Source organism: Nitriliruptor alkaliphilus DSM 45188 (assembly GCF_000969705.1).
GTDB classification, from domain to species: Bacteria; Actinomycetota; Nitriliruptoria; order Nitriliruptorales; family Nitriliruptoraceae; genus Nitriliruptor; species Nitriliruptor alkaliphilus.
On the sequence record NZ_KQ033901.1, the window covers coordinates 2,322,488 to 2,345,589 of the forward strand.

Genomic DNA, 23,102 nt, shown 5'->3' on the forward strand with positions numbered 1-23,102 from the left:
GAGCGCGTGGGCGTGCCCCTGGGAGCCGTACCCGAGGACCGCGACCGTGCGGCCCTGGATCAGCGAGAGGTCAGCGTCCTGGTCGTAGAAGATGGTGGCAGCCACGGGTAGCTCCTGGAGATCCGGTCAGCGAGCGGGACGAGACGTCCCGAGAAGGGGGCGAGCCTGCGCCTGCGGAGGGCGGGTGCGGGCGCGGATGCGACGGTGAGGCTAGGGCAACCCGCGGGCAGGGGACGAACGGGCTCCCGCATCGGGTGGGGCGGTCGCCGCCGGTCAGATGTCGTCGAGCAGGTCGACCACGGCGCTGAGGGTCGCGCCGGCGTCGTCATCGATCCGGATCGCGGCCTCGGCGTCGTACGGTGTCGGCCCACGGGTCACGATGCCCAACGTCGCGCCTGCGCGCAGCGCCGTGCGCGGCAGCAACGCGACCGGGTGCACCAGCAGGGAGGTACCGACGGCCAGGAACAGCTCGCACGAGACCGTCGCGTCGTGGGCTCGCTGCAGCACCGCGGGATCGAGCGACTCTCCGAAGGCCACTGTCGTCGAGGTCAGGACCCCGCAGCACGCGCCGCAGCGGGGATCGGGGTCACCTCGCCGTACCCGGGCGAGGACGGTCGCCATCGGGCCCGTCCAGCCGCACGTCAGGCACCGTGCGCCGTGCACGTTGCCGTGCACCTCGATCACGCGTTCGGGCGCGTGCCCGGCCAGCTGGTGCAGGCCGTCGACGTTCTGGGTCACCACGGTGTGCAGGTGCCCCCGACGCTCGAGCTCCACCAACGCGTCGTGCGCCGGGTTCGGGACGGCGCTGAGGACCGGCCCGTCGACCCGGCGTCGCCAGGTGGTGCGCCGGACCTGCTCGTCGGCCGCGTAGGCGTCGATGGTCGCGCGCGCCTCGGCCTCGGGATCCGTGGTCCACGTGCCGTTCGGGCCGCGGTAGTCGGGGATGCCCGACGCGGTCGAGACGCCCGCCCCCGTCAGCACCACCAGGCGGTCGGTGGCTGCCACCGCACGTGCCAGTGCGAGCAGCTCGGTCACCGGCGCGCTGCTGGGAACCCGCCGCTGCGATCGTTGCGGGCGGCGACCAGCCCCGCCAGCGTCGACAGGGCGATCTCGGCCGGTGCCTTCGATCCGATGTCGAGACCGATGGGGCGGCGCACCGTGGCGACCAGGTCCTCGGACACGCCCTCGGCGGCGAGCGCAGCGTGGTGCGGCCCCTCGTGGCGCGGCGAGCCCATGATCCCGATCCACCGCGGCCGAGCCCGGACCAGCGGCGCCATGACGGGTCCGAGGTCGTCGCGGTGGTGGTCGGTCACGACCACGTCCGTGGCCGCATCGAGCTCCAACCCGTCGGGATCGTCGACCACGACGTCGGCGGCCGATCGGTGCGCGGCGGTCGTGCGCACGGCCTCGGGTTCGAGCAGCACGGTGCGGTAGCCGAGCTCGCGGCCCCAACGCAGCAGCACCTCGGCGACCGGACCGGCGAACACGGCCACGAGGGTCCCCGCGTCCGGGCCGTGGTCCGCCTCGCCGTGCGCCGCAGCGCAGTCGCTGCCGTGCTCGTGCGCCTGGTCGTCGATCACGCGGTGCTCCGGGTCGGTCTCCGCCGATCCTGCCACGTCCGGGCCGTGCTGGGGACCGCACGGCGGGGGCCGTGACTCGGCGAGGAGGTGGGGGCGGGCCGCCGTTAGACTCGGCGGCCACCGAACGTGGGAGCGTAGGACCGTGGGCGAGTTCGTCCGTCTCGACGTCGATGCGGGGACCCGGGTGGGCACGCTCCGTCTCGAACGTCCTCCCATGAACGCCCTGTCGTTGCAGGTCTGGCGCGAGATCGCCGAGGCGGCCACCGAGGCGACCGAACGCGACGACGTCCGCGCGCTGGTGATCACCGGCGGCCCGAAGGTCTTCGCCGCCGGGGCGGACATCAAGGAGTTCCCCGAGTGGGACTACCAGGACGTCCGGCGGGTCGGTGAGGTGCTGCAGCGCAGCCTCGACACCCTCGCCCGCGTCCCGATGCCGACGATCGCCGCGATCACCGGGTACGCCCTCGGTGGCGGCTGCGAACTCGCCCTGGCCTGCGACTTCCGCTTCCTCGCCGACAACGCCAAGCTCGGGCAGCCCGAGATCCTGCTCGGCATCATCCCCGGGGCGGGAGGGACGCAACGGCTGCCGCGCCTGATCGGCCTGTCGCGTGCCAAGGAGCTGGTCTTCTCGGGGCGGATCGTCGACGCCGTCGAAGCCGAGCGCATCGGCCTGGCCGACGCGGTCCACCCCGTCGACGAACTCCACGACGCCGCCCACGCGGCCGCCGCCCGGTACGCGGCCGGCCCGTACGCCACCGCGCTCGCCAAGCGTGCGATGGAGGACGGCTCCGAGCTGCCCCTCGATCAGGCGCTGCGCCTCGAGACCGCGCTGTTCGCCGAGTGCTTCGCCACCGACGACGCCCGGATCGGCATCGCCAGCTTCATCGAGCACGGCCCCGGCAAGGCCGAGTTCACCGGACGCTGACCACCACGATCGCCGACGCGCCGGGCGCGTCGCGCCACCTGCCAGGAGCACCCGTGAGCGCCGAGCCTCTCACCTACGCCGACACCGACGCGATGGACCTCAAGCAGAAGCAGGCCGCCTACCACGACTGGGAGGCGGCCAGCTACGAGGAGAAGTTCTCCATCTCCTACGACGAGCGCTGCATCGAGTACGCCGTCGACCGGCTGCGCAAGGTCGTCCCGGCCGACGCCACGTTCGAGCGGGTCCTCGAGGTCGGCGCCGGGACCGGGTTCTTCACCATCAACCTGGCGCTCGGCGGGGCCCTCGAGGGGGCCACGCTCGAGGCGACCGACATCTCCCAGGGCATGCTCGACGTCTGCGAGCGCAACGGACGCGAGCACGGCCTCGCGATCACCACCACCCAGGGTGACGCCGAGGCGTTGCCGTACGAGGACGGCAGCTTCGACCTTGTCATCGGGCACGCGTTCATCCACCACCTGCCCGTGCCGGGCAAGGCCATCCAGGAGATGTACCGGGTCCTGGCTCCGGGGGGACGCCTCGTCATCGCCGGCGAGCCCACCCACTACGGCGACCGCATCTCGCACCTGGTCAAGCACAACACCTGGCGGGTGTTCATGGGCGTCACCCGCCTGCCGGGTCTGTCCTCGTGGCGCAAGCCCTCCTCCGGGTCGCACACCGAGGACCGCGACGCGGTCCTGGCCGCCCTCGAGGACCAGGTCGACCTGCACACCTTCCGCCCCGACGACGTCGAGCACATGGCGAAGCTCGCCGGGTTCGGCGAGGTCGAGGTCGTCACCGAGGAGCTGACGGCCAACTGGTTCGGCTGGTCGGTGCGCACCATCGAGGCATCGGTCCGCCCGGGGCTGCTCGGACCGCGTTGGGCGTTCTTCGCCTTCGACAACTACAAGCGGCTGACGGCGCTCGACGAGAAGGTCCTGCGGCGGTTCGTGCCGCGCGGGCTGTTCTACAACCTGATCCTGCACGCCCGGAAGCCTGCGTGACCGACGACCCGGCGACCGAGGACGACGACCGCGTCATCGGGACGCGGCGGGTGCCGGAGGTCGCCGACGTGGTCGCGGACGACGGTGCCGTCCCGGCGGTCGCCGATCGGGCCCGGGTCGAGGGCGATCCGCTGGCGGACGTGGACGCCGACGATCCGGTCGCGGTCGAGGAGGCCGCGCGGGCCGCCCTGGCCCAGCACGCCGACCTGGCGGTGGCCGCCGAGGTCGCGCGCGAGGGGATGGCACGCGCGTCCGCGTTCGGTGACGACGCCCTGGCCGAGCTCGGGGTGCCCGTCCACCTGCGGCGCCCCCCCATGCGGCGCCGCTACCCGCGGTGGGGGTGGCGTGAGTCGATCCGGTTCGCGACCGAGCGGCGCATGTACACCCCGCAGTTCCTCACCCTCTACCGGCGCCACGCCTGGCACGTGGCCCGGATGAAGGCACGTGGGCACCACGTGGAGTTCCAGGGCCTGATCTTCACCGGCAAGCGGGTCGAGTTCCACGCCCGTCCGGCGCACGGACGGCTCGTCCTCGGACCCTGGTGCTGGATCGGGAACGACAACAAGCTGCGTGCTCACGAGGGACAGCTGAGCCTCGGCGCGAAGGTCGTGATGGGGCGCGACAACGTGATCAACACCTACCTCGACGTCGAGGTGGGTGGCGCGTCGATCCTCGCGGACTGGATCTACATCTGCGACTTCGACCACCGCTACCAGCGGCTGGACGTGCCCATCAAGGACCAGGGCATCGTCAAGTCGCCGGTGCGCATCGGCGGTGACGTCTGGATCGGCGAGAAGGCGACGGTCCTGCGGGGTGTCGACGTGGGGTTCGGTTCGGTGGTGGCGTCGCACTGCCTGGTCAACGCCGACGTCCCGCCGTTCTCGATCGCGGTCGGAGTCCCGGTGCGTGTGGTCAAGTCGCGGCTACCTTCGGGGATGGAACCCGAAGAGGCGTTGGCGCTGGTGCAGCGTGGGCTACCGATCCCGGGGGATCCGATCGGTTGAAGGGCCAGCTGGTGGGACCGCGAGGCGATCGCCGTGCGCTGGGCGTCGCCGCGGGCGCCATCACGGCCGGCGCCGCGCTCGTGGCCGCGCTGACGGTCGTCGCGGCCGGCGGTCTCACCGGCCTCCAGGTCCGGTTCGCGCTCGTCGTCGTGGCCATCGCCCTGACCGCGGTCGGGATCGGGCGCAACCGGCCCACGCACCGGCGTCCGTGGCTGCTGCTGCTCGCCGGGATGACCTCCAGCGCGCTCGGCGACGTGGCCGTCCTCGTCGTCGCCCGGCAGGGGCCGCTGACGGCGAACGTGCCGCTCGACGCCTGGCTCACGGTCGCTGCCGGGGTGCTGTTCCTCGCCGGTATCCTCGACGCCGTCCGCCCGGTCGGCCGGGGCAACCTCGGCAGCGCGCTGGACGCGCTGATCGCCACCCTGGCGGTGGGTTCGTTGATCTGGCAGCTGCTGGTCGTGCCGGCTGCGGCTCCGGGGTGGGCGGGCACCGGGACCGAGCTGGCCGGCGCCCTGCAGGTCGCCATCCTCCTGGCCGTGCTGGTCCTGCTCGGGCGGGTCGCGGCCAGGTTGCCGGCCGGCCGGCGGGCAGCCGCCGGCGCGCTGTCGGTCGGCGTGCTGCTCGCGGTGGTGGCCTTCGTGCTCGGTGCGATCGGGGCGGCCTCCGGGGGCGACGTCTACTCCGGGGCCCGGGCGGTCCTCGGGGTCCTCGCGAACCTGGCCGCGGCGGCGGCGGCCCTGCACCCCTCGATGCGGGTGCTGACCGAGCGGCGGCCGGCCACGCCCGAACCGGTGTCGGTGCTGCGGAGCCTCGGGCTCGGGCTGGCGCTGACCGCCCCACCGGGTGTGCTGCTGGTCGCCACCCTGCGGGGGACCGCGGTCGCCCTGGTGTCGCTCTCGGTCACGTGGGTGGCCCTCGCGGCCGCCGTGCTCACGCGCGTGCACCTGCTCCAGCTGGGCCGCGAGACCGCGCAGGACGAGCTGGCTCGCAGCCAGGAACGGCTCGTGTCCCTCGTCGCGCACACCGGCGACGTGGTCCTGCTGGTCGCCACACCGGTCGGTGGCGACCCGGCGGTCCGGTTCGCGAGCCCGTCGTGCGTCCGCCTGACGGGTCGCACACCGAGCGAGGTGGGTCGCCTCCCCCTGGAAGCGATCGCCGAGGCGGACGACGACCACACGCTGATCGGGCTGATCCTCGGGACCACGCCGTTGCCGCGCGTCGGTGACGTGCGCGTCCGCCACACCGACGGGTCGCACCGGTGGGTCGAGGTGGTCGTCGCCGAGGCGCCGCAGGAGGAGGAGCGCAGCGTCGTGGTGACCTTGCGGGACGTGGACGCCCGCAAGCGTGCGGCGCTCGAGCTCGCCGAGGCCGCCCTCCGCGACGAGCTCACGGGCCTCTGGAACCGCCGCGGCCTGTACGCCCTGCTCGAGGCGGCGCTCAGCATCCCCGAGGACCCCGGGTACACGACGGCGGTGATCCTCGGCGACCTCGACGGCTTCAAGGCGGTCAACGACCGGGAGGGGCACGCGGCCGGTGACGAGGTCCTCCGGGTGCTGGCGCGCCGGCTCGAGGGGGCGGTCCGCGAGGGCGACGCGGTGGGCCGGGTCGGCGGCGACGAGTTCCTCGTGGTCTGCAGCGTGGACGGGGTCGCGACCGTCCGCGCGATCGCCGAGCGGGTCGTGGCCGTCGGTCGGCGGCCCTTCAACATCGACGGGGTCGACCACGTCGTCGGCATCAGCGTCGGTGTGGCGCTCGCCGAGGAGGGCACGACCGTCGATGGCCTGGTCCTACAGGCCGACCGCGCCCTGTACGCGGCGAAGGCCGCCGGCAAGGGTCAGGTGCGGTTCGCCGACGGGCTCGAGGTCGTCTGATCGTCAGCTGCAGCAGCAGCGGCGGCTGCGGCGGCGCGCGCGTCGGCGATCCGGCCGGCGTCGGCGGCGCGCCTGACCGCCACGTCCGCTTCGTGCTGTTCCTTGCCCCAGCGCAGGAACAGCGCGGCGATGATGCCCCACAGTACGAACCCGCCGACGATGTTCATCACGATGCCGGCGGCCTGCTGGTCGGACACCGCGTCGAACCCGAGCCACAGCGGCGGGGCGAGCTCGTACAGGCCGTACAGCGGCAGGGGCGAGAAGGTCAGGAACGCGGCCGGGACGAACATCAGCACCGACGAGGCGAACAGGTAGAAGGCGCGGATCGGTTCCTCGATGGCGCCGCGGGCCCGCTCGCGGCGGATGGCCGGCCACCACCAGACGAGGGCGGCCGACAGGTGCAGGACGTCGACGCTGAACGAGCCGAGCTGGGTGGTCTTGAGCCCGTCGACCACCAGCGGCAGGTGGGTGCCGAACAGCACCACGTTGAACACGATGAGGGCCACGGGCCACTGCGTCAGCAGGCTGACGGCCCGCTCGCGCCGGGTCCCGAACGGCAACCAGCGGTCGATCAGCCAGGTCGGCAGGCCGGCGAGCAGCAGGGGTGCCGCCACGAAGGTGTAGACCACGTACCGGGCGATGCCGACGGTGGCGAGGTAGCCGACGCCGATCTGCCCGATGGGCCACTCGGAGACCACGAACAGGGCGAGCACGCCGAGGCACCAGCGGCGCAGCAGCACGCGGTCGATGGCCCGGCCGGCCCGCCGGTGGGCGACCACGTAGCTCCCGATGAACATGGCCGCCACGGCCCACACGCCGAGGAACGGGGTGTAGCGCCACGTCCAGACCTGGCCGTCGCCTGAACACCAGAACGCGACGTTCACGGCTGGTCCGCGTCGTCGTCGCGGGTCCACTCCTCGAGGATCCGCGGCATGTCCTCGATCCAGTCGACCCGGCGCGTCCCGAAGGGCCAGACGCGCTGGGCGACCCCGTCGGCGTCGAAGCCGATGACCTGCGCCGGGTGACCGATCAGCTCGCCCTCGTCACGCGGGTTCACCCCCTCGACCACCGGTCCCGGCAGGTCGAGCTGCGCCAGCGCGTCCTCGATCACGTCGATCTCGGCTCGCAGCCCCAGGATGTTGCGGTCGAACACCTCGGTGTACTCGCGCATCCGCTCGGCGGTGTCGCGGGCGGGGTCGACCGAGACGAACACGACCTGGATCTGTCGCGTCGAGACCCCGAGCGACTCCATCGACGAGGCGATGGTGCGCAGGTGGATGGGGCAGATGTCGGGGCAGGAGGTGTACCCGAAGAACAGCAGGACGGGGTCCCCGAGGAGGTCCTCGGCCAGCGCCACCTCCTCGCCGTCGATGTCGCCCAAGGTGACGTCGGGCAGGGTCCGGGGCGGGTCGAGCTCGAGCGGGATGCCGCGCCAGCCGTCCTCGCCGGCGCCGAGGTTGGACGCGGTGAACGCGGTGGAGCTCGCCGGGTCGCACGCCGACACCAGCAGCGCCAGGCCCGCGACGAGGGCGAGCAGGACGCGGGGGCGGGACGCGGCGGTCACTCGGTGGTCCCCTCGGCGAGGTCGAGCAGGTCCACGACCTGACCCTCGACCACGACGTCCTCGGAGCGTTCGAAGTCCAGGACGAGGCCGACGGTACCGCCTTCCCGGACGGTCTCGTCCGGGACGACCAGCATCAGGTGCAGACCACCGGGACGGAAGACGACCTCCTCGCCAGCGCCGATGGGCAGACCGTCGAGGGTCTCCATCGTGGCGCTCCCGTCGGCGATCGTCGTGCGGTGGATCTCGACCGCGAGGGCCGCGTCGCTGGACACCGACACCAGTTCGTCGTCCCCATCGCCGCGGTTGACCAGGGTCAGGGCGACCTGCGACGACCCGGCCACCGGAGCCGCGACATGGACGGGCCCGACGACCTCCACCTGTGGGGTCCCGCTGGCGCACGATGCGAGGAGCACGGCCAGGACAGCCGTGCCGAGCAGGCGGGAGCGGCGGGAGGGGAGCATCGCGATCAGAGGGTAGCCAGCACCTGGGCGGCCACGATCTTCACCAGGAACACCGGTGGGAACAGCAGGGCGTAGGTGAGCGCGACCCGGTCGTCGCCGCCGGTGCGATCGACCGCTGCGGCCAGCACCGCCGGCTGCCCCTGCGCACCGGCGATGGTGCCTGCGGCGCGCGGACCGCCCGCACCGAGCATCCGGGCGCCGACGAGGATCCCGGCCGCGCCGAGGGTGGTCAGCACGATGCCGAGGCCGAGCAGCTGCAGGCCGCGGGCGGAGGTGAGGGCGGCGGCGAGCTCGGGGCCGGCGCCGAGCCCGATGACCGCCAGGAACAGCAGCGCGCCGAGCTGACGCAGGGTCTGGTTGGTCGCGTACGGCAGCTGCCACACCACCGGGCCCGTCCGCCCGAGACGGCCGAGCACGAGCCCGACCAGCAGCGGGCCGGCCGCGGCCCCGAGGACGAGGGTGCGCCCCGGCAGGGGGATGGCGATGAGGCCGGCGACCAACCCGAGCAGCAGGCCGAGCGAGAACCCGATCGGGTCGGCCACCACGACGGCACGTTCCGAGTCGCCGAGCTCGGCCATGACCTCGGGCATGCGTTCGCGGGGGGCGATGACGCGGATGCGGTCGCCGAGCTCGACCACGAGGTCGTCACGGGCGATGACATCGACGTCGCCGCGCCGGACGAACCCGGCGACGGCGTCGAACCGGTCGAGGCCGAGCTCACCGATGGTCGCGCCGGCGTGGCGGGGGTTGGACAGGACGGCACGTCGGAAGTCGATCTGTCGCCGGTCGAGGACGAGGTCCTCCTCGGCGGTCCCGCCGATCCAGGTCACGAACGAGCGCAGCACCGCCGGTGTCCCGATGACGGTCACGAGGTCGCCCGGCTCGAACCGCTCCCCTGCGGCCGGGGTGTGGTCCTCACCGTCGCGGCGCACCCGCGAGAACACCAGGGTCTCGCCCTCCCAGTGGGTGAGCTCGGTGACCGGAGGGAGGTCGTCGCGGCTGACCACCACCGTGACGTAGGTGGGTGGCTCGTCGGGTGCGGCGTCCTCGGCCGTGGGGCGGCGGCGTGCCCGGCCGAGCGCGAGCGACACGGCGACGATCATGCCCACCACACCGAAGGGGTAGGCGAGGGAGTAGCCGACCGCAGGTGAGGGGTCGCCGACGACCTCGACGACGGCGGCGAGCGCGGAGGTGTTGGTCCCGGCCCCGGCGTAGGTGCCGGCGACGTCGCTGGCCGCGAGGCCCAGCACCGTGCCGAGCCCCCAGGCCACCACCGCGACCAGGACGTAGGTGCCGACGGCCAGCCCGATGGCCGGTGCGCCCCGACGGAGCCCGCCGAAGAACGACGGACCGCCGGCGATCCCGACGGTGTAGACGAACAGCGCGAGGCCGAGGGTGCCCACCACCTGTGGGACGGCGGGGGAGACGTCGGGCACGGCGGCCGACACCGCGAGCCCGGCGAACAGCGCTCCCGCCGGGCCGATGCTGGTGCCGGCCACGCGGATGGCGCCGAGCAGCGTGCCGACGGTCAGGACGAGGAAGAGGGTCAGCAGCGGCTGCTCGACCAGCACCGTCAGCACCGCGTCACCTCGCCCTCGCCAGGTCGTTGGGCCAGCGGGTCGGCTGGACCGACCCGGGGGGCGCGAGGCTACGGTGCGCCGACCGCGCCGCCCGGCCATCCCATCGTCGTCGCACCGGAAGGGACGCAGGTGGACCTGAGCGTCGGATCGCCGGCCGCGGTGGCCATCGGCCTGGTGCTGGTGGTCCTCGGGGCCTTCGGGGCGAGCGTGGCGGCACGCAGCTTCGACGGTGGTGGCGCCGCCTGGCGCTTCCCGCTGCGTCTGGTCCCGTTCGGTGTCCTGATCGGTGGCGGCGCCGCGCTCGTGCGCGGCTGGGACCTCGGGGCGGGGGTGCTGGTCGGTGCGCTGCTGGTCCCCCTGGTGGGCACGGCCGGGCGGCTGGTCGAGGTCCGCCGCCACCGTGCCCGGCGGGAGCGGGGCGAGTGAGCGACGACCGGGTCGGTTGGCGCGAACGGTTCCTCGGCGACCGCGACCGCCTCGGGTGGTGGCTGCTGCCGATGTTCGTGGCGGTGGGGCTGGCGGGTGCGGTGCTGGCCGGGTCGCTGGCGGTGGTGTTCGCCTCGCAGCGGGTCGACCGGTTGACGCGCGAGACGGCGGGGGCGCGGGCGGACCTGACCAGCGCCGCTGAAGACGTGCGTGAGGCAGCGGACGAGGCGATCTCGGCGATCGAGGCCGAGGTCGACGCGGTCCGCGACCAGCTCGCGGCGGACCTGCCCTACCCCGCCGCCGCGGAGGCCGGGGTGGTGCACCTCGTCCTGGAGGTCCAGGTCCCCGATCCGGCAGCCGTCTCGCCCGCAGCGGCCCAGCAGGAGCAGGATCTCGACCCGGACGAGGACGGCGAGGCGGACGACGAGCCGGAAGCCGAGCCCGAGCCGGAGCCGCCGCCCCCGCCCCCGCCGACCATCGACCTGCGCCGGCGGGCGTCGGGGTTCGTGGTGGCCAGCGACGGTGAGACGGCGTTCGTGGCGACCACGTTCAGCCTGCTGGCGGACCCCTCACGCCCGGACGTGCCGCTGGACGTCGGGGTCCGGGTGGTGACCGCCGGCGGCGAGACGATGGGCCGGGTGCACTCCTGGCAGGCGAGCCGCGATCTGCTGCTGTTGCGGGTGCCGCTGCGGGGGGTCGAGCCCATGCCGTGGCGGCCGGCGGACGAGCCGATCGCGCCGGGGGACCGGATCACCGCCGTCGGGGTGACCCCCGGGCTCGGTGCGGTGCAGGTCGGTGGCACGGTGGCAGCCGCCGGCAGCAGCGCGGTGATCAGTGACGTGCCCGCCCTGGAGCTGCTCGCCGGAGGCCCGGTCGTGGACGGCCAGGGCCGCGTCGTCGCGATCGGCTCGAGCCGGTACTCCCCGTTCGGGAGCGACCCCGTCGCCATCCCGGTCCGCCTCCTGTGCGACGAGCTCCTCTCCCACTGCCCCGACTGAAGCTGCCGTGGCGGCTGGGCATGAGCGGCGACGTCGAGTGCGCGCGGCGGCGGAATCGACTCTGGGGCAGGCCCGCAAGCCAGGTCGGACGTGCCATCCACGCCATCAAACGGGCCGTGACCACCCGCAGCGCTACGGTGGCCCGGCCACAACCCCGAACGCCCCAAGAGTAGCGAGCGCACTTGATGATGCGTCTGGCGCTGCCTTCCGAGCGGCGGACAACATCGATGACTTCACCGTCCCGCTGAAGCATCAGCCGTGGGCGAGCGGCAACTACGCGAGTTCGCCGATGGCGTCGACCAGCATGGCCTCATCTCGCAGGCGCTTCGATCCGAGGGCGCGATGTTCCTTCCCAACAACCGGACCAGGGTCGTTCCGCGTCGTGTACGACCTTGGCAAGCCATCGGTACGCGGGGGGAGACAGCGCTTCGAATCGTGGTTGGCACCGACGGCCGCATCTGGACGGCCTTCCCGGTGAAGTCATGATTGCCCTGCGCTTCAGTGATCTTCGGTCGGAGTGTCTGGCACCTGACCATCCCGCCGACGTCTTCATTGGCGTCACCGCCGACCTTGAGCTCGTGACAGATGCTGGCCTCATCTATTCGGAGCCCGAGTTCCCAGTGGTCGAGCTAGCCGCCGAGATAAGAGGGTGGCTGGAGGGTGGGGCAACGACGGGGCAGGACTTCGAGTTCGACTCGATGGAGACCCCGGAGCCAGGTTGGATCTGGATACGCCGGGTCGAGGGTGGCTGGAGGGTGGGGTCAGTCCACCAACACAAGGCGGACCCGGAAGCCCGGGACTTCGAGGAGGTCCGGACGGCGATCCGAGCTTTCCTGGCGGGGTTGGCGCATGAGCTGCGTGATCGGTGGGGCATCGATCTCGACCGGTACACGAAGTCGCGGGACACGTGATGCCGGTCATGCTCTCGGGCGGTCGCGGTGGTGGACAAGTCGAGTCGCTGACGGGACCACCTGACAGCATCCTGAGCGGTCAGGGCGATCGAATCTCCGTCACCGATAGCCAAGGGCGCGTGGTGCTCGACATCACGCGTGATCGAGCGAGTGATGTTCGGACGGAGCGTTACGGGAGGATCAGCACGGCGGGGAGGCGGACGATGACCTCCGATGAGCCAGCCGTTGGCTCGTCGCACCGCTAGCAGCGGAACACGATGAGGCAGCGGTCGTCGTCGTCCTCGTCGTCGGGTGGGCCGCCGTCGTCGTCGGCGTCGTCCGCGGGGTCCGCGTCCGCGTCGTCGTCGCCGGGGGGTGGGGGTGCCGGCTCGTCGGTGTCCCCGTCGTCCGCCACCGCGTCGTCGTCCTCACCGGTTTCATCCGGCGTCGGCTCGGGTTCGGGTTCGGGGGTCGGATCGGTCGGGATCTGCCGCGCAGGACCCGGCCGTGGGCTGCCGTCGTCCTCGATCGCGAGGTCCTCGACGCTCGGGAACGGCGTGGGTTCGACGTCCGCGAGCGCCACCTCGGCCGCCCGGGCCCAGATCGCGGCGGGCAGGCTGCCGCCGGTGACCTCCGACAGCCCGAGCAGGTCGCTCAGCGGCGACACCTCACCGTCGTCGCCGGGATCGCCGATCCACACCGCCAGCGACAGCTCGGGCGTCACCCCCACGAACCAGGCGTCCTTGGCGTCGGTGGTCGTGCCGGTCTTGCCGCCCTGGGGCCGGCCGATGTCGGCGGCCCGACCGGTCCCGCGCTCGATCACCCCCTGCAGCGCCTCGGTGACCTGGCGGGCGACCCGCGCGTCGAGGGCGCCGTGGCAGCCGTCGGCGTCCCGTTCTCGCAGCTCGTCCGGCCGTGCGTCGAGGAGCTCGGCATCGGGGCGGCGTGGCGTCCGCGGCTGGTCGGGGATCACGACGACCTCGTCCGGCAGGTCGACCACGGTGCCGTCGCGGTCGCGGACCTCGGCGATGCTGCGGGCCGGGCAGAGCATCCCGTCGTTGGCGAACGTCCCGTAGGCCGACGCCATGTCCAGCACCGATGCGCCGAAGGACGAGCCGCCGAGCGCCACGGCCGCCTCGGTCCCGACCTCGCTGGCGACGCCGAGGCGGCGGGCGCCCTCGACGATGCGCGGGCCGCCGAGCTCGCAGCCGAGCAGCTGGTAGGTGGTGTTGGTCGACCGCACCAGGGCCTCGTGCACCGTCAGGCTGCCGCCGGGTCCGCCGCGGACGGTGATCGCGGCGCCGTCGTGGTCGACGCAGTCCGAGATGGTCACCGACCCCGGTGCCGGCCGGGTCGACGACGGGGTGACCAGCTCGTCCTCCAGCGCTGCGGCGAGCACGAAGGGCTTGAAGGCCGACCCGTTCTGGCGCCGGGTCATGGTGGCGAGGTCGAGGTCGCCGAGCTGCATGTCGCGCCGCCCGTGGATCGCCAGGATCGCGCCCGATCGCGGGTCGATCGCGACGGCCCCCGCCTGGACGTCGCCGACCTCGTCGGCGGGCAGCACCTCGGCGACCGCGTCATCGAGAGCTCGTTGCACCGCAGGGTCGTAGGTGGTCTGGACCGTCAACGCGCCGGTCAGCACCGCCTCCGGACCGAACGCGTGGGCGATCTGGCGGCGCACGTACCCGACGAACGCCGGCGCGTCGGTGGTCACGTGCGGCCGGGGCGCCACCTCGAGGGGCGTCGCCAGCGCGGCGGCGACCTCCTCGGGCGTCAGCGATCCGAGCTCACCCATCCGCGCCAGCAACGCGTCACGGCGGGCCTCGGCGCCCGCGGGGTCGGCGCGCGGGTTGCGGACCGACGGCGCCGGCAGCAGTTGGGCGAGGGTGGCAGCCTGGGCGGCGTCGAGATCGGCGGCGCCGACACCGAAATAGGTGCGTGCGGCGGCCTCGATGCCCTCGGCCCCCTCGCCGAACGCCACCGTGTTGAGGTAGCGCTCGACGATCTCCTCCTTGGAGGTCGAGCGTTCCAGCGCGATGGCCACCACCGCCTCGCGGACCTTGCGCATCAGGGTCTGGTCGTCGCCGACGAAGGCGTTCTTGACGTACTGCTGGGTGAGCGTCGAACCACCCTGGGCGATGCCGCCCGTACGCACGTTGCTGACCACGGCCCGGACCAGCGACAGGGGATCGACGCCGTCGTGCTCGTAGAAGCGGGCGTCCTCGGCGGCGACGACCGCGTCGACGACCACCGGGGCCACCTGGTCGAGGGTGACCACCTCGCGGTCGACCTCGGCGGTGAAGCGCGCGAGCGGGTCGCCGTTGACGTCCAGGAGGACGGTCGGGCCGCTGAGGGCCACGGGTTCGGGCACGTCCCAGTCGACGCGCAGCGCGATCGCCGCGACGAGCACGACGAGGGCCGCGACCGTCACGCCGGCGCTGACGAACGCGACGATCGCCCGGCGTGCCACCAGCGCCACGTCGCGTCCCTCCCGCACCTCGAGACGGGCCGTACGGCCGCCCATCCGGCCGCCAGGCTACGGCGGCGGCCTACCTGCTGCGCTACCGCGACGTGTGACGCACGAGGACCGAGGTGGCGCAGGTGCCACCTCGGTCCGGTCGGTGTAGGCGCACGCCGGACGTCACTCGGTGACGTCCTCGGCCTCGTCAGCGAGGTCCTCGGCGCCCTCCTGGACGTCCTCACCCAGCTCCTCGGCGTCCTGCTCGAGCTGGTCGACGCCCTCGTCGATGTCGGTCGTGCCGGCCATCGTCACGCCGATGACACCGAGGACGATGGCGATGACACCGGCGGCGGCGCCGCCGAGCGAGGCCTTCGTCCCGGTCGTCCCGGCGGTCTCACCGGTGCGGTCCTTGGCGCGCTTCCACGCGCCGCCGGCCATGACGAGCGCCACGATCCCGAGGACGACGGCGAGGACACCCATCAGGACCTCGTACATCCCGCTGGCGGCCATGATCCCGGCGATGACACCGAGCACACAGAGGATGATCGCGGTGCTGGCGGTGCCCTTGGTGGCGCGGTCCTCGACGGCGGCACCGCCGCGTCGGTCCGGGGTCTGGTGCTGGCTCACGGTGCTCCTCCCTTCGGATCGCGTTGGGTCGTGCATCACCGGTGTGGGGCGGTCCGCGGCCTCCTCTGGGGTCGGATGGGCAGTCGGCCGGGGGCGTCCGACCGATGTCCGTGCGGTGGTACTACCGTCCGCCTTCCGTTCGACCGGTCGAGGAGACGGAGCCGCTCGTGGAGGTGACCGTGCTCGGCAGCAGAGGTGGGTACCCGCTGCCGGGGGAGCCGTGCTCGGGCTACCTCGTCGAGGAGGGGACCACCCGGGTCTGGGTCGATGCGGGCGCGGGGACGCTCGACGCGTTGCTGCGCCGGATGGACCCCTGGTCCCTGGACGCGGTGTGGATCTCGCACCTGCACCCCGACCACTGGACCGACCTGCCGATCGCGCTGCACCGGATGGCGGTGACCGCCGACCTCGCCGACCGGCCCGCACCGGTGGTGTTCGGGCCCCCCGGGTGGGACGAGGCCATCGGCGTGGCGCTGCAGGCCTACCCCGAGGCGCGGATGCCCTACCGGGCGGTGCACCTCACCGACGGGGCGTCCTTCGACGTCGGGGACCTGCACCTGACCGGCCACGCCGTCGAGCACGGGTGTCCCGCCTTCGGACTTCGGGTCCAGGGGGCCGGTGGCGTCCTGGCGTACTCGGCCGACACCAGGCCCTGCGACGCGGTCGGTTACCTGGCCGCGGGTGCCGACCTGTTCCTGTGCGAGGCGACGTTGTCACCCGGCACGAGCAACCCCATCAGCACCAACGCCGAGGAGGCGGGGCAGCTCGCGAGCGCGGCGGGGGTCGACCGCCTGCTGCTCACCCACCTGCTCGAGGGCGTCGACCCCGACCGGTCGCTGGACGCCGCCGTCCGGAGCCACGACGGCCCCGTCGAGTTGGCGCGGCCGCGGGACACCCACGTCGTGTGACGTCCCGAACGCGACGGCGCCGTGTTCAAGCGGGACGGCGCGCGGTTCCCGCTGGATCCAGCGCGGCGAGCAGGTGGGTCACGTCGGCCGGCGCGTCGTCACGGACCGCGATCTCGGCCACGAGTCGCTCCTCGACCCGGCCGACCTCGATCGCGTCGCACAGGCGGTGCAGCTGCGCGGCGTGGTCGGCGACGCGGTCGGCCGCGTACCCGGCCGAGTTGCCCCGGGTGACCATGAACGGCCAGTCGGAGGAGGCCAGCAGCGCGAGCTCGCGGGCGACCTGGGCACGGGCGGCGTCCGCCCCCGCGCCACCCGCCAGCGCCGTCCGGGCCCGGTCCTCGGCGCGGCGCAGCTCCTGCCACATCGGGCGCGTCTCGGCCGTGACCCACGACGCGTGGCCCTTGGCGTACCCCCACGACGACTCCGGCAGGTCGAGCCGGCGTGTGGGTGGGTGTCGCTCCCGCCGGGAGGCCAGCGTCGTGGTCACGAGGCCCCCGTCCGCGGCGATGCCGCGCAGCAGCCCGCCGAGCCACGCCACGCCCTCGAACCACCAGTGCCCGAACAGCTCGGTGTCGTAGGCGGCGACCACCAGCTCGCCGGGGCGTCCGTCGAGCACGCCGTGCAGGACGCCGCGCAGGTGCTCGGCGTCGCGCTCGGTCTGGACGCGAGCCCGCTCCGGTTCGTAGACGGCCTTGCGGTCCGGGGGGAGGGTGTGGTCGGTCACGCGCCACGACGGGTGCACGCCGTACCCGCCCGTCGCGTACAGATCCCGGTACCAGACCCCTCCGGGGTAGCCGGCCGTCGGTGACCACACGTGGTAGGCGACCGACAGGTCGCGGGCGTAGGCCACCACGTCCGAGTCGCCGATCAGGACCCCGTCGTGCACCACCGACCCGGGTGCGCCGGCAGCGGCCGGCGCGGGCCGCACCGTCCAGTCCTGTTCGGCACCACCCGCGGCACGGATCAACGTCGGCGCGTCGACCAGCACGTGCGAGACGCCGTGGGCGGCGTAGTGCTCCTCGAGGCCGGGCAGCTCCGGACCCGTCCGTGGCAGCGTCGGGGTCCCGTGGGCGTCGACGGTCGTCGGATCGGCCGTCGCGTCCGCCACCGGGCCGCGGGGCCGGTAGCCCATCTCCGGGGCCCAGATGCCGCGGGGTGCTGCGCCGGTCCAACGGGCGTGGCTCGCCAGGCCGTCGGCGAGCTGGGCGTCGATCAGCGCGGGGTCGGTCAGCAGCGGCAGGTAGGGGTGGGTCGCCGGACCGCCCAGCAGTTCGATGACCCCGGCGTCCTGCAGCGCTGACCAGACCGCCAGCAGCCCCCCACGGCGCTGCACGTCCTCGTGGTAGTCGGCGAGCCCCGCGAACCGGCGCCAGAAGAAGCTCGACAGGTCGCGGACCTCGCGCGGCATCCGGTCGTGCCAGCGCTGCTCCTCGCTGCGCCACACCTGCCCGCCGAGCCACGTGCCGAGGTCGTCACCGAGCCGCCGATCGGCGACCTGGTGGGCGACCATCGGGGTGACCCCGAGGGTGAGGACGTCGCGGTGCCCTTCCGCGGCGAGCTCCTCGAGCAGCCGGGTCACCGGCAGCCACGAGGTGCCCCAGGCCTGGAACAGCCACTCCTCGCCGACCGGCCAGACCCCGTGGTGACGCAGGTACGGCAGGTGGGTGTGCAGCACGAGAGCGACCTCGCCCGGCGGTGTCGCGGTCCTCGGGGCGGTCGACCGGCGTCCGGTCACGTGCGGGGAACGCGGCAGACGGCCAGCAGGTCCAAGGTGGTGTCGAGGTCGCTGGTGCCGTCGGCCTCGACCGTCCCGGGAGCGACGGTGAACCAGGACGGTTCGACCCGGTGGACCGTGGCGCGCAGCCACCGTGGCCAGTCCTCGGGAGGTGAGGCGGTCACCAGGTCGACGAAGGTCCGGCGCGTCAGGCGTTCGATCGTGCGCAGCCGGCGACCGTGGTCGATGCCGAGGAGGCGGGTGACGTCGAACCCGGCGGCGCGGCACTCGTCGGCCAGCTCCGCCGCGGTGAACTCCCGGGTGTGGAAGGGGTTGACCGGCACGTCGCTGCCGGGGGTGAACGTCAGGCGGTTGGGGGTGGCGATCCACACCTCACCGCCGCGACGGGTCACCCGTCGGAGCGACCGCAGGTAGCCCGGGATGTCGTGCAGGTGCTCGATCACCTGGAAGGACACCACCAGGTCGACCGCGCCGTCGTCGAGGGGCAACGACATCAGTTCGGCCTCGTGGACCTCGACGACGTCGCTGCCGTAGGTGGCCCGGGCGTGGACGACCACGGGGGCCTCGAGGTCCACGCCGATGACGCGGTCGGCGCCCGCCGCAGCCAGCATCGCCAGCCCGTAGCCCTCACCGCAGCCGGCGTCGAGGACGACGCGTGCACCGGCCGCCACCCGGGCCTGAGCGAGCCGGTAGGCCACGACGTGGCGCTCGAACCAGTACCGCTCGTCGGGGATCCCGGGCAGGGTGCGCTCGCCCGTCAGCACGAGGCCGGTGGGTCCAGGATCAGCAGCAGCGGGGGGAGCGGTCACGGCGCGCGAGCCTACGGGCGTGGATCCGCCGTGGACGAACCCATCCGGATGACCGGCCGTGACTTTGAGTGTCCGCTCAAAGTTCCCTACGCTGCTCGCGACGCCCGACGTCTCCGCCGTGACCGGCGCGCGGAGCGCCACGACCCCAGGAGAGGGAGACCGGATGAAGGTCATCGTCCCCGTCAAGCGTGTCCCCGACACCGCTGGCGAGAAGAAGATCGACGACGCCAGCAGGACCGTCGACCGCGATTCGGTCGAATCGGTCCTGTGCCCCGTCAACGAGTTCGCCATCGAGGAGGCCGTCCGCCTCAAGGAGAGCCAGGGCGCGGAGGTCAAGGTGCTGCTGATGGGCCCCGAATCGGCCCAGCCGGTGGTCCGCAAGGCCCTGTCCTACGGGCTGGACTCGGGCCTGCAGATCACCGACGACGCGCTGGCGGGGTCGGACGCCATCGGGACCGCCAAGGCCATCGCCAAGGCGCTCGAGGGTGAGGAGTTCGACCTCGTCATCTTCGGCAACCAGTCGACCGACGCGCGTACCTGCGTCGTGCCGGCGGCCGTGGCCGAGATCCTGGGCCTGCCGTCGCTGACCTACGCCCGCCACCTCGAGGTGGACGGTGACAAGGTCGTGGTCCACCGCGAGCACGAGGAGGGCTGGGACGTGGTCGAGTCCACGCTGCCCGCCGTCGTCTCCGTCGTCGAGGCCATCAACGAGCCGCGCTACCCCTCCTTCAAGGGGATCATGGCGGCCAAGTCCAAGCCGCTGGACGTCAAGTCGGCCGGCGACCTCGGGATCGACACCTCCGAGGTCGGCCAGGACGCCGCCTGGGCCGTGCTGACCGAGTTCGAGCCGCGTCCGCCGAAGGAGGCCGGGACGATCGTCGAGGACGACGGCTCCGGCGCCGCCGCGTCGCAGCTCGCCGACTGGATGGCGTCCAAGAAGTTCGTCTGAGCGGCTGACCCTGAGCCTCGACGCACACGATCCCAGGAGGATCACAGATGGCTGAACTGCTCGTACTGATCGACCACAGCGAGGGCGCGCCGCGCAAGGTCTCCCTCCAGATGCTCAACGCGGCCAACCAGGTCGCACAGACCACCGGCGACACCGTCGCCGCGGTCTGGCTCGGTGAGGGTGGGGCGGACGCCGCCGCGACCCTCGGCGCGCACGGCGCCGCCAAGCTCTACACCTGGGACTCGCCCGACGCGCACGGGTACGTGACCGTGCCGCAGGTCGAGGCGCTCCAGCAGATCATGGAGACCTCCGGGGCCGAGGTGCTGTTCTTCGCCTCGTCCAACCACGTCAAGGACGTCGCCGCCCGCCTGGCGATCCGCGTCGACGGTGGGGTCATCACCGACGCGACCGGCGTCGAGGTCAAGGACGGCAAGGTCTCGGCCACCAAGGAGGTCTTCGGTGGTGACCTGATCACCCGCTGCACCTTCGCCGACGGCAAGAAGCAGCTGGTGGGCATCGCCGCCAACGCCTTCCCGGTCGACCAGACCGGTGGCGCCGCACCCGAGGTCGTCTCCGTGGACGTGTCGCTCTCGGACGCGGCGACCGCCTCGAAGGTCACCAGCGTCGAGAAGCAGTCCGGCGGTGACCGCCCCGACATCGGCGAGGCCGCGATCGTGGTCTCCGGTGGTCGCGGGCTCGGCAACGAGGAGGGCTTCCGCCTCATCGAGCAGCTCGCCGACGTGCTCGGTGCCGGTGTCGGTGCGTCGCGTGCCGCCACGGACGCCGGCTGGTACCCGCACCGGTTCCAGATCGGTCAGACGGGCCGCACCATCTCACCGACCCTCTACGTCGGGTCCGGCATCTCGGGTGCCATCCAGCACCGTGCCGGGATGCAGACCGCGCAGAACATCGTGGCGATCAACAAGGACGCCGAGGCGCCGATCTTCCAGATCGCCGACTTCGGCATCGTGGGTGACCTCTACCAGGTCGTGCCGAAGCTGATCGAGGAGCTCGAGCAGCGCAAGAACAGCTGAGCTCGACCGCACCAGCAGCGAGGCCCCGGCATCACGTCGGGGCCTCGCTGTGTACCCGGGGTGTCAGTCGTCCTTGCCGCCAGCACCCTTGACCGCGCCGGTGACGCTGTCCTTGGCGTTCTCAAGCTTCTCCTTGCCCTTGCCCTTGCGCTCCTGGCTCTTGCCCTCGGACTTCATCTCCTCGTTGCCGGTCAGGTCGCCGGCCGTCTTCTTCATCTTGCCGGCCGCCTGGTCCTGCTTGCCGTCGTTACCACCCACGGTGCTCTCCTCCGCTCGTCCCGCCCGGACGCGGGCGTGCCGTCCGGTGCTCGCGGACCAGTGTGGGCGGGCCCCGCCACGGCCGGCGACCCGACCGGCCGGGTCCGGCCGTGGCTCCTCGTACACTCCGCCGGCCAACCGGACGGGAGCACCGTGGTCGCGCCCTGGGACCGACGCACACCAGCCGAGCAGTCGCGCCTCGAGTCCGCGGCGCTGTCGCGGTGGCTGTCGGCCGTGCGGGCCGCGGCCCCGTTCCACGCCCCTCGAGCTGCCGGGATCGACGACCGACTCCTGACCGATCGCCGTGGGCTCCAGCGGCTCACCCCGACGCGCGAACGCGACCTCCTGGCGGACGCCCAGGCCGGCGCCTCGGCGGTCCTCCGGCCGAACGAGGCGCAGGTCAAGGCCACCGCAGACGACGGTGTGATCGCCGCGATCGCTCGGGCGATCCGCCGCGACGGGGCTGCCGGCAAGCGGGACGCGATCGTCCAGGCCTACCGCCCGGTCCAGCTCCACCGCGGCGGGGTCGGGGGCGACCTGCTGATCGCCTCGAGCCGGACCGACCTCGACCGCCTGCACCGGGCCGGTGCGCGTGCGGCCGCCGTCCTCGGCCTGCGCGACGACGACGTGGTGGTGTCCGCCGTCCCTGCCGGCCCGACGCTGGCACACCTCGGGGTGGTCCACCTGGCAGCCGGTGCCGGGCTGACGGCGATGCACGCACGTGGCGCCGGTGACGACCTGGACGCGGTCGCTCTCGCGGCCGGTCTGCTGCCGACGACGATCCTCGTCGTGCCCTCGCAGGAAGCGGTCGACCTCGCCCGCGTCCTCGGCGAGCTCCGGATCGGGCTCCGCGGCCTGCGGACGATCGTCACGGTCGGGCCTCCGCCGCTGCCCGACGAACGTGAGCGCGTGGCCGCGGCCTTCGGGGATCTGGGTGCGGACGTGCGGGTCCGGGCGCTGTGGGGTCCGAGCGCCGGTCGCGCCTTGTGGGCCGAGTGCGCCGAGGGTGAGCACGGCCTGCACACCTACCCCGATCTCGAGGTCCTGGAGGTCCTCGACCCGCTCACCGGCGCGCCGGCGTCCGGCGACGGTGACCTGACCGTCACCAGCGTCGGGTGGCACGGCACCGCGCACGTGCGGTTCCAGACCGGCGCGTGGGTCGATCCCCTCGCCACCGACGCGTGTCCCGGCTGTGGTCGCACCGTGCCGCGCATCGTCGGCGACGTCGCGCCGCACGCCTGGGAGCTCCCGGTCGCCATCGACGGGCGCCGTCAGGGCACCGTCGACCTCCGCGGTGTCGGTGCCGTCGTGGCCGCGACCCCGTGGGTCCGTGCCTGGCGGGCCGAGCTCCAGGGACCCGATCAGCGCGTGCCCCGCGACCGGTTGGTGGTCGAGCTCGCTGGCGAGGCCCGCGGCGATCTCGGCGATCTGGAGGGGCGGATCGAGGTGGCAGCCGGGTTGGCGCCGCAGCTGACCACCGGCATCCCGGTGGCCGAGGTCGAGCGCGGCATCGAGGAGGCTGGCGGCGTCCTCGCCGATCGCCGCTAGGCCGGCCACGTCCGGGTCCCGAGCCTCGTGCGGCACGGAGCGTCCTCCTCTACGGTGCCCGTGGAACCGAGGCCGGGGGGAGACGGTGCCGAAGGGCTACCTGCAGATCGGAGGGACCGTCGCCGCGGTCGTGGTCGTGGCCTACCTGCTCTACGACCTGGTGTTGGTCGTCTCTCGCACGTTCCAGTGGCTGGCGGTGGTCGAGGGGGTCGTGATCGCTGCCGCCGTGATCGTGGTGTGGAACATCGCCGTCACCCGCGAGGTCGCCGCGATCGGTCTCGGCGTCGCGGTCGTCGTGGTACTGGCCGGCTTGGCTGGTGTCCCCACCGTGCGCTCGTTCGCGCACGAGCCGGTCGGGTGGGCCGTCCTGCTGACCTTGCTCGTCCGGGTCGCCGCCCCGGCCACCGTCGGCGCTGCCCAGGCCCGTCGAGCGTCGGTGGAGCGCACGCGGTAGCGGGTGCGGATCGTCGGCT

Annotated in this window: 23 protein-coding genes and 1 pseudogene; 12 read left to right on the plus strand and 12 right to left on the minus strand. The window is 73.2% G+C overall.

Going from position 1 to position 23,102, the window contains the following annotated elements; genetic code table 11:
• The 3 genes and pseudogenes from NITAL_RS29400 to NITAL_RS10865 form a co-directional block, all read right to left on the minus strand.
• Positions 1 to 105 (minus strand): annotated as a pseudogene (locus NITAL_RS29400) (ketol-acid reductoisomerase); the annotation flags it as partial.
• Positions 106 to 273: 168 nt separating this feature from the next.
• Positions 274 to 1,035 carry an SIR2 family NAD-dependent protein deacylase gene (locus NITAL_RS10860; RefSeq protein ID WP_052666248.1) on the minus strand — a complete coding sequence of 254 codons (762 nt, stop codon included), beginning with the start codon at positions 1,033 to 1,035 and terminating at the stop codon, positions 274 to 276.
• Positions 1,032 to 1,580, minus strand: a complete 549-nt coding sequence (locus tag NITAL_RS10865; RefSeq protein ID WP_211262335.1) for an XdhC family protein — start codon at positions 1,578 to 1,580, stop codon at positions 1,032 to 1,034. Before NITAL_RS10865 ends, NITAL_RS10860 begins: the two co-directional genes overlap by 4 nt.
• 142 nt (positions 1,581 to 1,722) lie before the next feature.
• Between NITAL_RS10865 and NITAL_RS10870 the strand changes: the two genes are divergently transcribed.
• Genes NITAL_RS10870 through NITAL_RS10885 form a run of 4 tightly spaced genes read left to right on the plus strand, consistent with a single transcriptional unit; the run spans position 1,723 to position 6,381 of the window.
• Positions 1,723 to 2,505, plus strand: coding sequence for an enoyl-CoA hydratase/isomerase family protein (locus NITAL_RS10870; protein ID WP_052666249.1), 783 nt, complete (start codon positions 1,723 to 1,725; stop codon positions 2,503 to 2,505).
• Between the two features lie 53 nt (positions 2,506 to 2,558).
• Positions 2,559 to 3,506: a class I SAM-dependent methyltransferase gene (locus NITAL_RS10875; protein ID WP_052666250.1), complete on the plus strand. Its 948-nt coding sequence runs from the start codon at positions 2,559 to 2,561 to the stop codon at positions 3,504 to 3,506.
• Positions 3,503 to 4,510 carry an acyltransferase gene (locus NITAL_RS10880; protein ID WP_052666251.1) on the plus strand — a complete coding sequence of 336 codons (1,008 nt, stop codon included), beginning with the start codon at positions 3,503 to 3,505 and terminating at the stop codon, positions 4,508 to 4,510. Before NITAL_RS10875 ends, NITAL_RS10880 begins: the two co-directional genes overlap by 4 nt.
• Positions 4,511 to 4,521: 11 nt before the next feature.
• Entirely contained in the window at positions 4,522 to 6,381 is a 1,860-nt protein-coding gene (locus NITAL_RS10885; protein WP_157041762.1) for a sensor domain-containing diguanylate cyclase, read from the plus strand.
• On the opposite strand, the gene NITAL_RS10890 is transcribed toward NITAL_RS10885, so the two are convergent.
• From NITAL_RS10890 to NITAL_RS10905, 4 genes are read right to left on the minus strand one after another with little or no spacing between them, the layout of a single operon-like run.
• Positions 6,345 to 7,265, minus strand: a complete 921-nt coding sequence (locus tag NITAL_RS10890; RefSeq protein WP_052666253.1) for a cytochrome c oxidase assembly protein — start codon at positions 7,263 to 7,265, stop codon at positions 6,345 to 6,347. The two genes, NITAL_RS10885 and NITAL_RS10890, sit on opposite strands and share 37 nt — an antisense overlap.
• On the minus strand, positions 7,262 to 7,945 hold the full coding sequence (locus NITAL_RS10895) for an SCO family protein (RefSeq protein ID WP_052666254.1): 684 nt from the start codon (positions 7,943 to 7,945) through the stop codon (positions 7,262 to 7,264). The genes NITAL_RS10890 and NITAL_RS10895 overlap by 4 nt, the downstream gene beginning before the upstream one ends.
• Positions 7,942 to 8,406, minus strand: coding sequence for a copper chaperone PCu(A)C (locus NITAL_RS10900; protein ID WP_052666255.1), 465 nt, complete (start codon positions 8,404 to 8,406; stop codon positions 7,942 to 7,944). The genes NITAL_RS10895 and NITAL_RS10900 overlap by 4 nt, the downstream gene beginning before the upstream one ends.
• A 5-nt stretch (positions 8,407 to 8,411) precedes the next feature.
• On the minus strand, positions 8,412 to 9,986 hold the full coding sequence (locus NITAL_RS10905) for an aspartate:alanine exchanger family transporter (protein ID WP_052666256.1): 1,575 nt from the start codon (positions 9,984 to 9,986) through the stop codon (positions 8,412 to 8,414).
• Between the two features lie 129 nt (positions 9,987 to 10,115).
• Between NITAL_RS10905 and NITAL_RS27235 the strand changes: the two genes are divergently transcribed.
• The 3 genes from NITAL_RS27235 (at position 10,116) to NITAL_RS10920 (ending at position 12,321) form a co-directional block, all read left to right on the plus strand.
• Positions 10,116 to 10,412 carry a hypothetical protein gene (locus tag NITAL_RS27235; RefSeq protein WP_052666257.1) on the plus strand — a complete coding sequence of 99 codons (297 nt, stop codon included), beginning with the start codon at positions 10,116 to 10,118 and terminating at the stop codon, positions 10,410 to 10,412.
• Positions 10,409 to 11,410: a S1 family peptidase gene (locus NITAL_RS27240; protein ID WP_052666258.1), complete on the plus strand. Its 1,002-nt coding sequence runs from the start codon at positions 10,409 to 10,411 to the stop codon at positions 11,408 to 11,410. Before NITAL_RS27235 ends, NITAL_RS27240 begins: the two co-directional genes overlap by 4 nt.
• Before the next feature lie 482 nt (positions 11,411 to 11,892).
• Positions 11,893 to 12,321 (plus strand): DUF7878 domain-containing protein, encoded by a 429-nt coding sequence (locus NITAL_RS10920; RefSeq protein ID WP_052666259.1) that lies wholly within the window; start codon positions 11,893 to 11,895, stop codon positions 12,319 to 12,321.
• Between the two features lie 241 nt (positions 12,322 to 12,562).
• Here NITAL_RS10920 and NITAL_RS10925 read toward each other — a convergent pair whose 3' ends face one another.
• Both NITAL_RS10925 and NITAL_RS10930 read right to left on the minus strand, forming a co-directional pair.
• Positions 12,563 to 14,824 carry a transglycosylase domain-containing protein gene (locus NITAL_RS10925; RefSeq protein ID WP_052666260.1) on the minus strand — a complete coding sequence of 754 codons (2,262 nt, stop codon included), beginning with the start codon at positions 14,822 to 14,824 and terminating at the stop codon, positions 12,563 to 12,565.
• Between the two features lie 117 nt (positions 14,825 to 14,941).
• The gene (locus tag NITAL_RS10930; protein ID WP_052666261.1) at positions 14,942 to 15,388 is read right to left on the minus strand and encodes a hypothetical protein; all 447 of its coding nucleotides are present in this window, start codon (positions 15,386 to 15,388) and stop codon (positions 14,942 to 14,944) included.
• Between the two features lie 167 nt (positions 15,389 to 15,555).
• Between NITAL_RS10930 and NITAL_RS10935 the strand changes: the two genes are divergently transcribed.
• Positions 15,556 to 16,296: an MBL fold metallo-hydrolase gene (locus NITAL_RS10935; RefSeq protein WP_052666262.1), complete on the plus strand. Its 741-nt coding sequence runs from the start codon at positions 15,556 to 15,558 to the stop codon at positions 16,294 to 16,296.
• A gap of 25 nt (positions 16,297 to 16,321) precedes the next feature.
• Here the strand turns inward: NITAL_RS10935 and NITAL_RS10940 are convergent, their stop codons facing one another.
• Positions 16,322 to 17,971 (minus strand): 1,4-alpha-glucan branching protein domain-containing protein, encoded by a 1,650-nt coding sequence (locus NITAL_RS10940; RefSeq protein ID WP_052666263.1) that lies wholly within the window; start codon positions 17,969 to 17,971, stop codon positions 16,322 to 16,324.
• A gap of 56 nt (positions 17,972 to 18,027) precedes the next feature.
• Positions 18,028 to 18,840 carry a class I SAM-dependent methyltransferase gene (locus tag NITAL_RS10945; protein WP_211262336.1) on the minus strand — a complete coding sequence of 271 codons (813 nt, stop codon included), beginning with the start codon at positions 18,838 to 18,840 and terminating at the stop codon, positions 18,028 to 18,030.
• Between the two features lie 163 nt (positions 18,841 to 19,003).
• On the opposite strand from NITAL_RS10945, the gene NITAL_RS10950 reads away from it, so the two are divergent.
• Complete coding sequence (locus NITAL_RS10950; RefSeq protein ID WP_052666265.1) at positions 19,004 to 19,789, plus strand: electron transfer flavoprotein subunit beta/FixA family protein; 786 nt, start codon at positions 19,004 to 19,006, stop codon at positions 19,787 to 19,789.
• Between the two features lie 47 nt (positions 19,790 to 19,836).
• On the plus strand, positions 19,837 to 20,823 hold the full coding sequence (locus NITAL_RS10955) for an electron transfer flavoprotein subunit alpha/FixB family protein (RefSeq protein ID WP_052666266.1): 987 nt from the start codon (positions 19,837 to 19,839) through the stop codon (positions 20,821 to 20,823).
• Between the two features lie 63 nt (positions 20,824 to 20,886).
• On the opposite strand, the gene NITAL_RS10960 is transcribed toward NITAL_RS10955, so the two are convergent.
• Positions 20,887 to 21,081, minus strand: coding sequence for a CsbD family protein (locus NITAL_RS10960; RefSeq protein ID WP_052666267.1), 195 nt, complete (start codon positions 21,079 to 21,081; stop codon positions 20,887 to 20,889).
• Between the two features lie 153 nt (positions 21,082 to 21,234).
• Between NITAL_RS10960 and NITAL_RS10965 the strand changes: the two genes are divergently transcribed.
• Entirely contained in the window at positions 21,235 to 22,629 is a 1,395-nt protein-coding gene (locus tag NITAL_RS10965; RefSeq protein ID WP_157041763.1) for a phenylacetate--CoA ligase family protein, read from the plus strand.
• Between the two features lie 85 nt (positions 22,630 to 22,714).
• Positions 22,715 to 23,083: a hypothetical protein gene (locus NITAL_RS10970; RefSeq protein ID WP_052666269.1), complete on the plus strand. Its 369-nt coding sequence runs from the start codon at positions 22,715 to 22,717 to the stop codon at positions 23,081 to 23,083.
• Positions 23,084 to 23,102 lie beyond the last annotated feature (19 nt).

Coding starts and splice junctions, on each gene's coding strand:
- NITAL_RS10900 (WP_052666255.1), bottom strand. CDS start 8,406: ATGCTCCCCTCCCGCCGCTCCCGCCTGCTCGGCACGGCTGTCCTGGCC.
- NITAL_RS10920 (WP_052666259.1), top strand. CDS start 11,893: ATGATTGCCCTGCGCTTCAGTGATCTTCGGTCGGAGTGTCTGGCACCT.
- NITAL_RS10925 (WP_052666260.1), bottom strand. CDS start 14,824: ATGGGCGGCCGTACGGCCCGTCTCGAGGTGCGGGAGGGACGCGACGTG.
- NITAL_RS10950 (WP_052666265.1), top strand. CDS start 19,004: ATGAAGGTCATCGTCCCCGTCAAGCGTGTCCCCGACACCGCTGGCGAG.
- NITAL_RS10955 (WP_052666266.1), top strand. CDS start 19,837: ATGGCTGAACTGCTCGTACTGATCGACCACAGCGAGGGCGCGCCGCGC.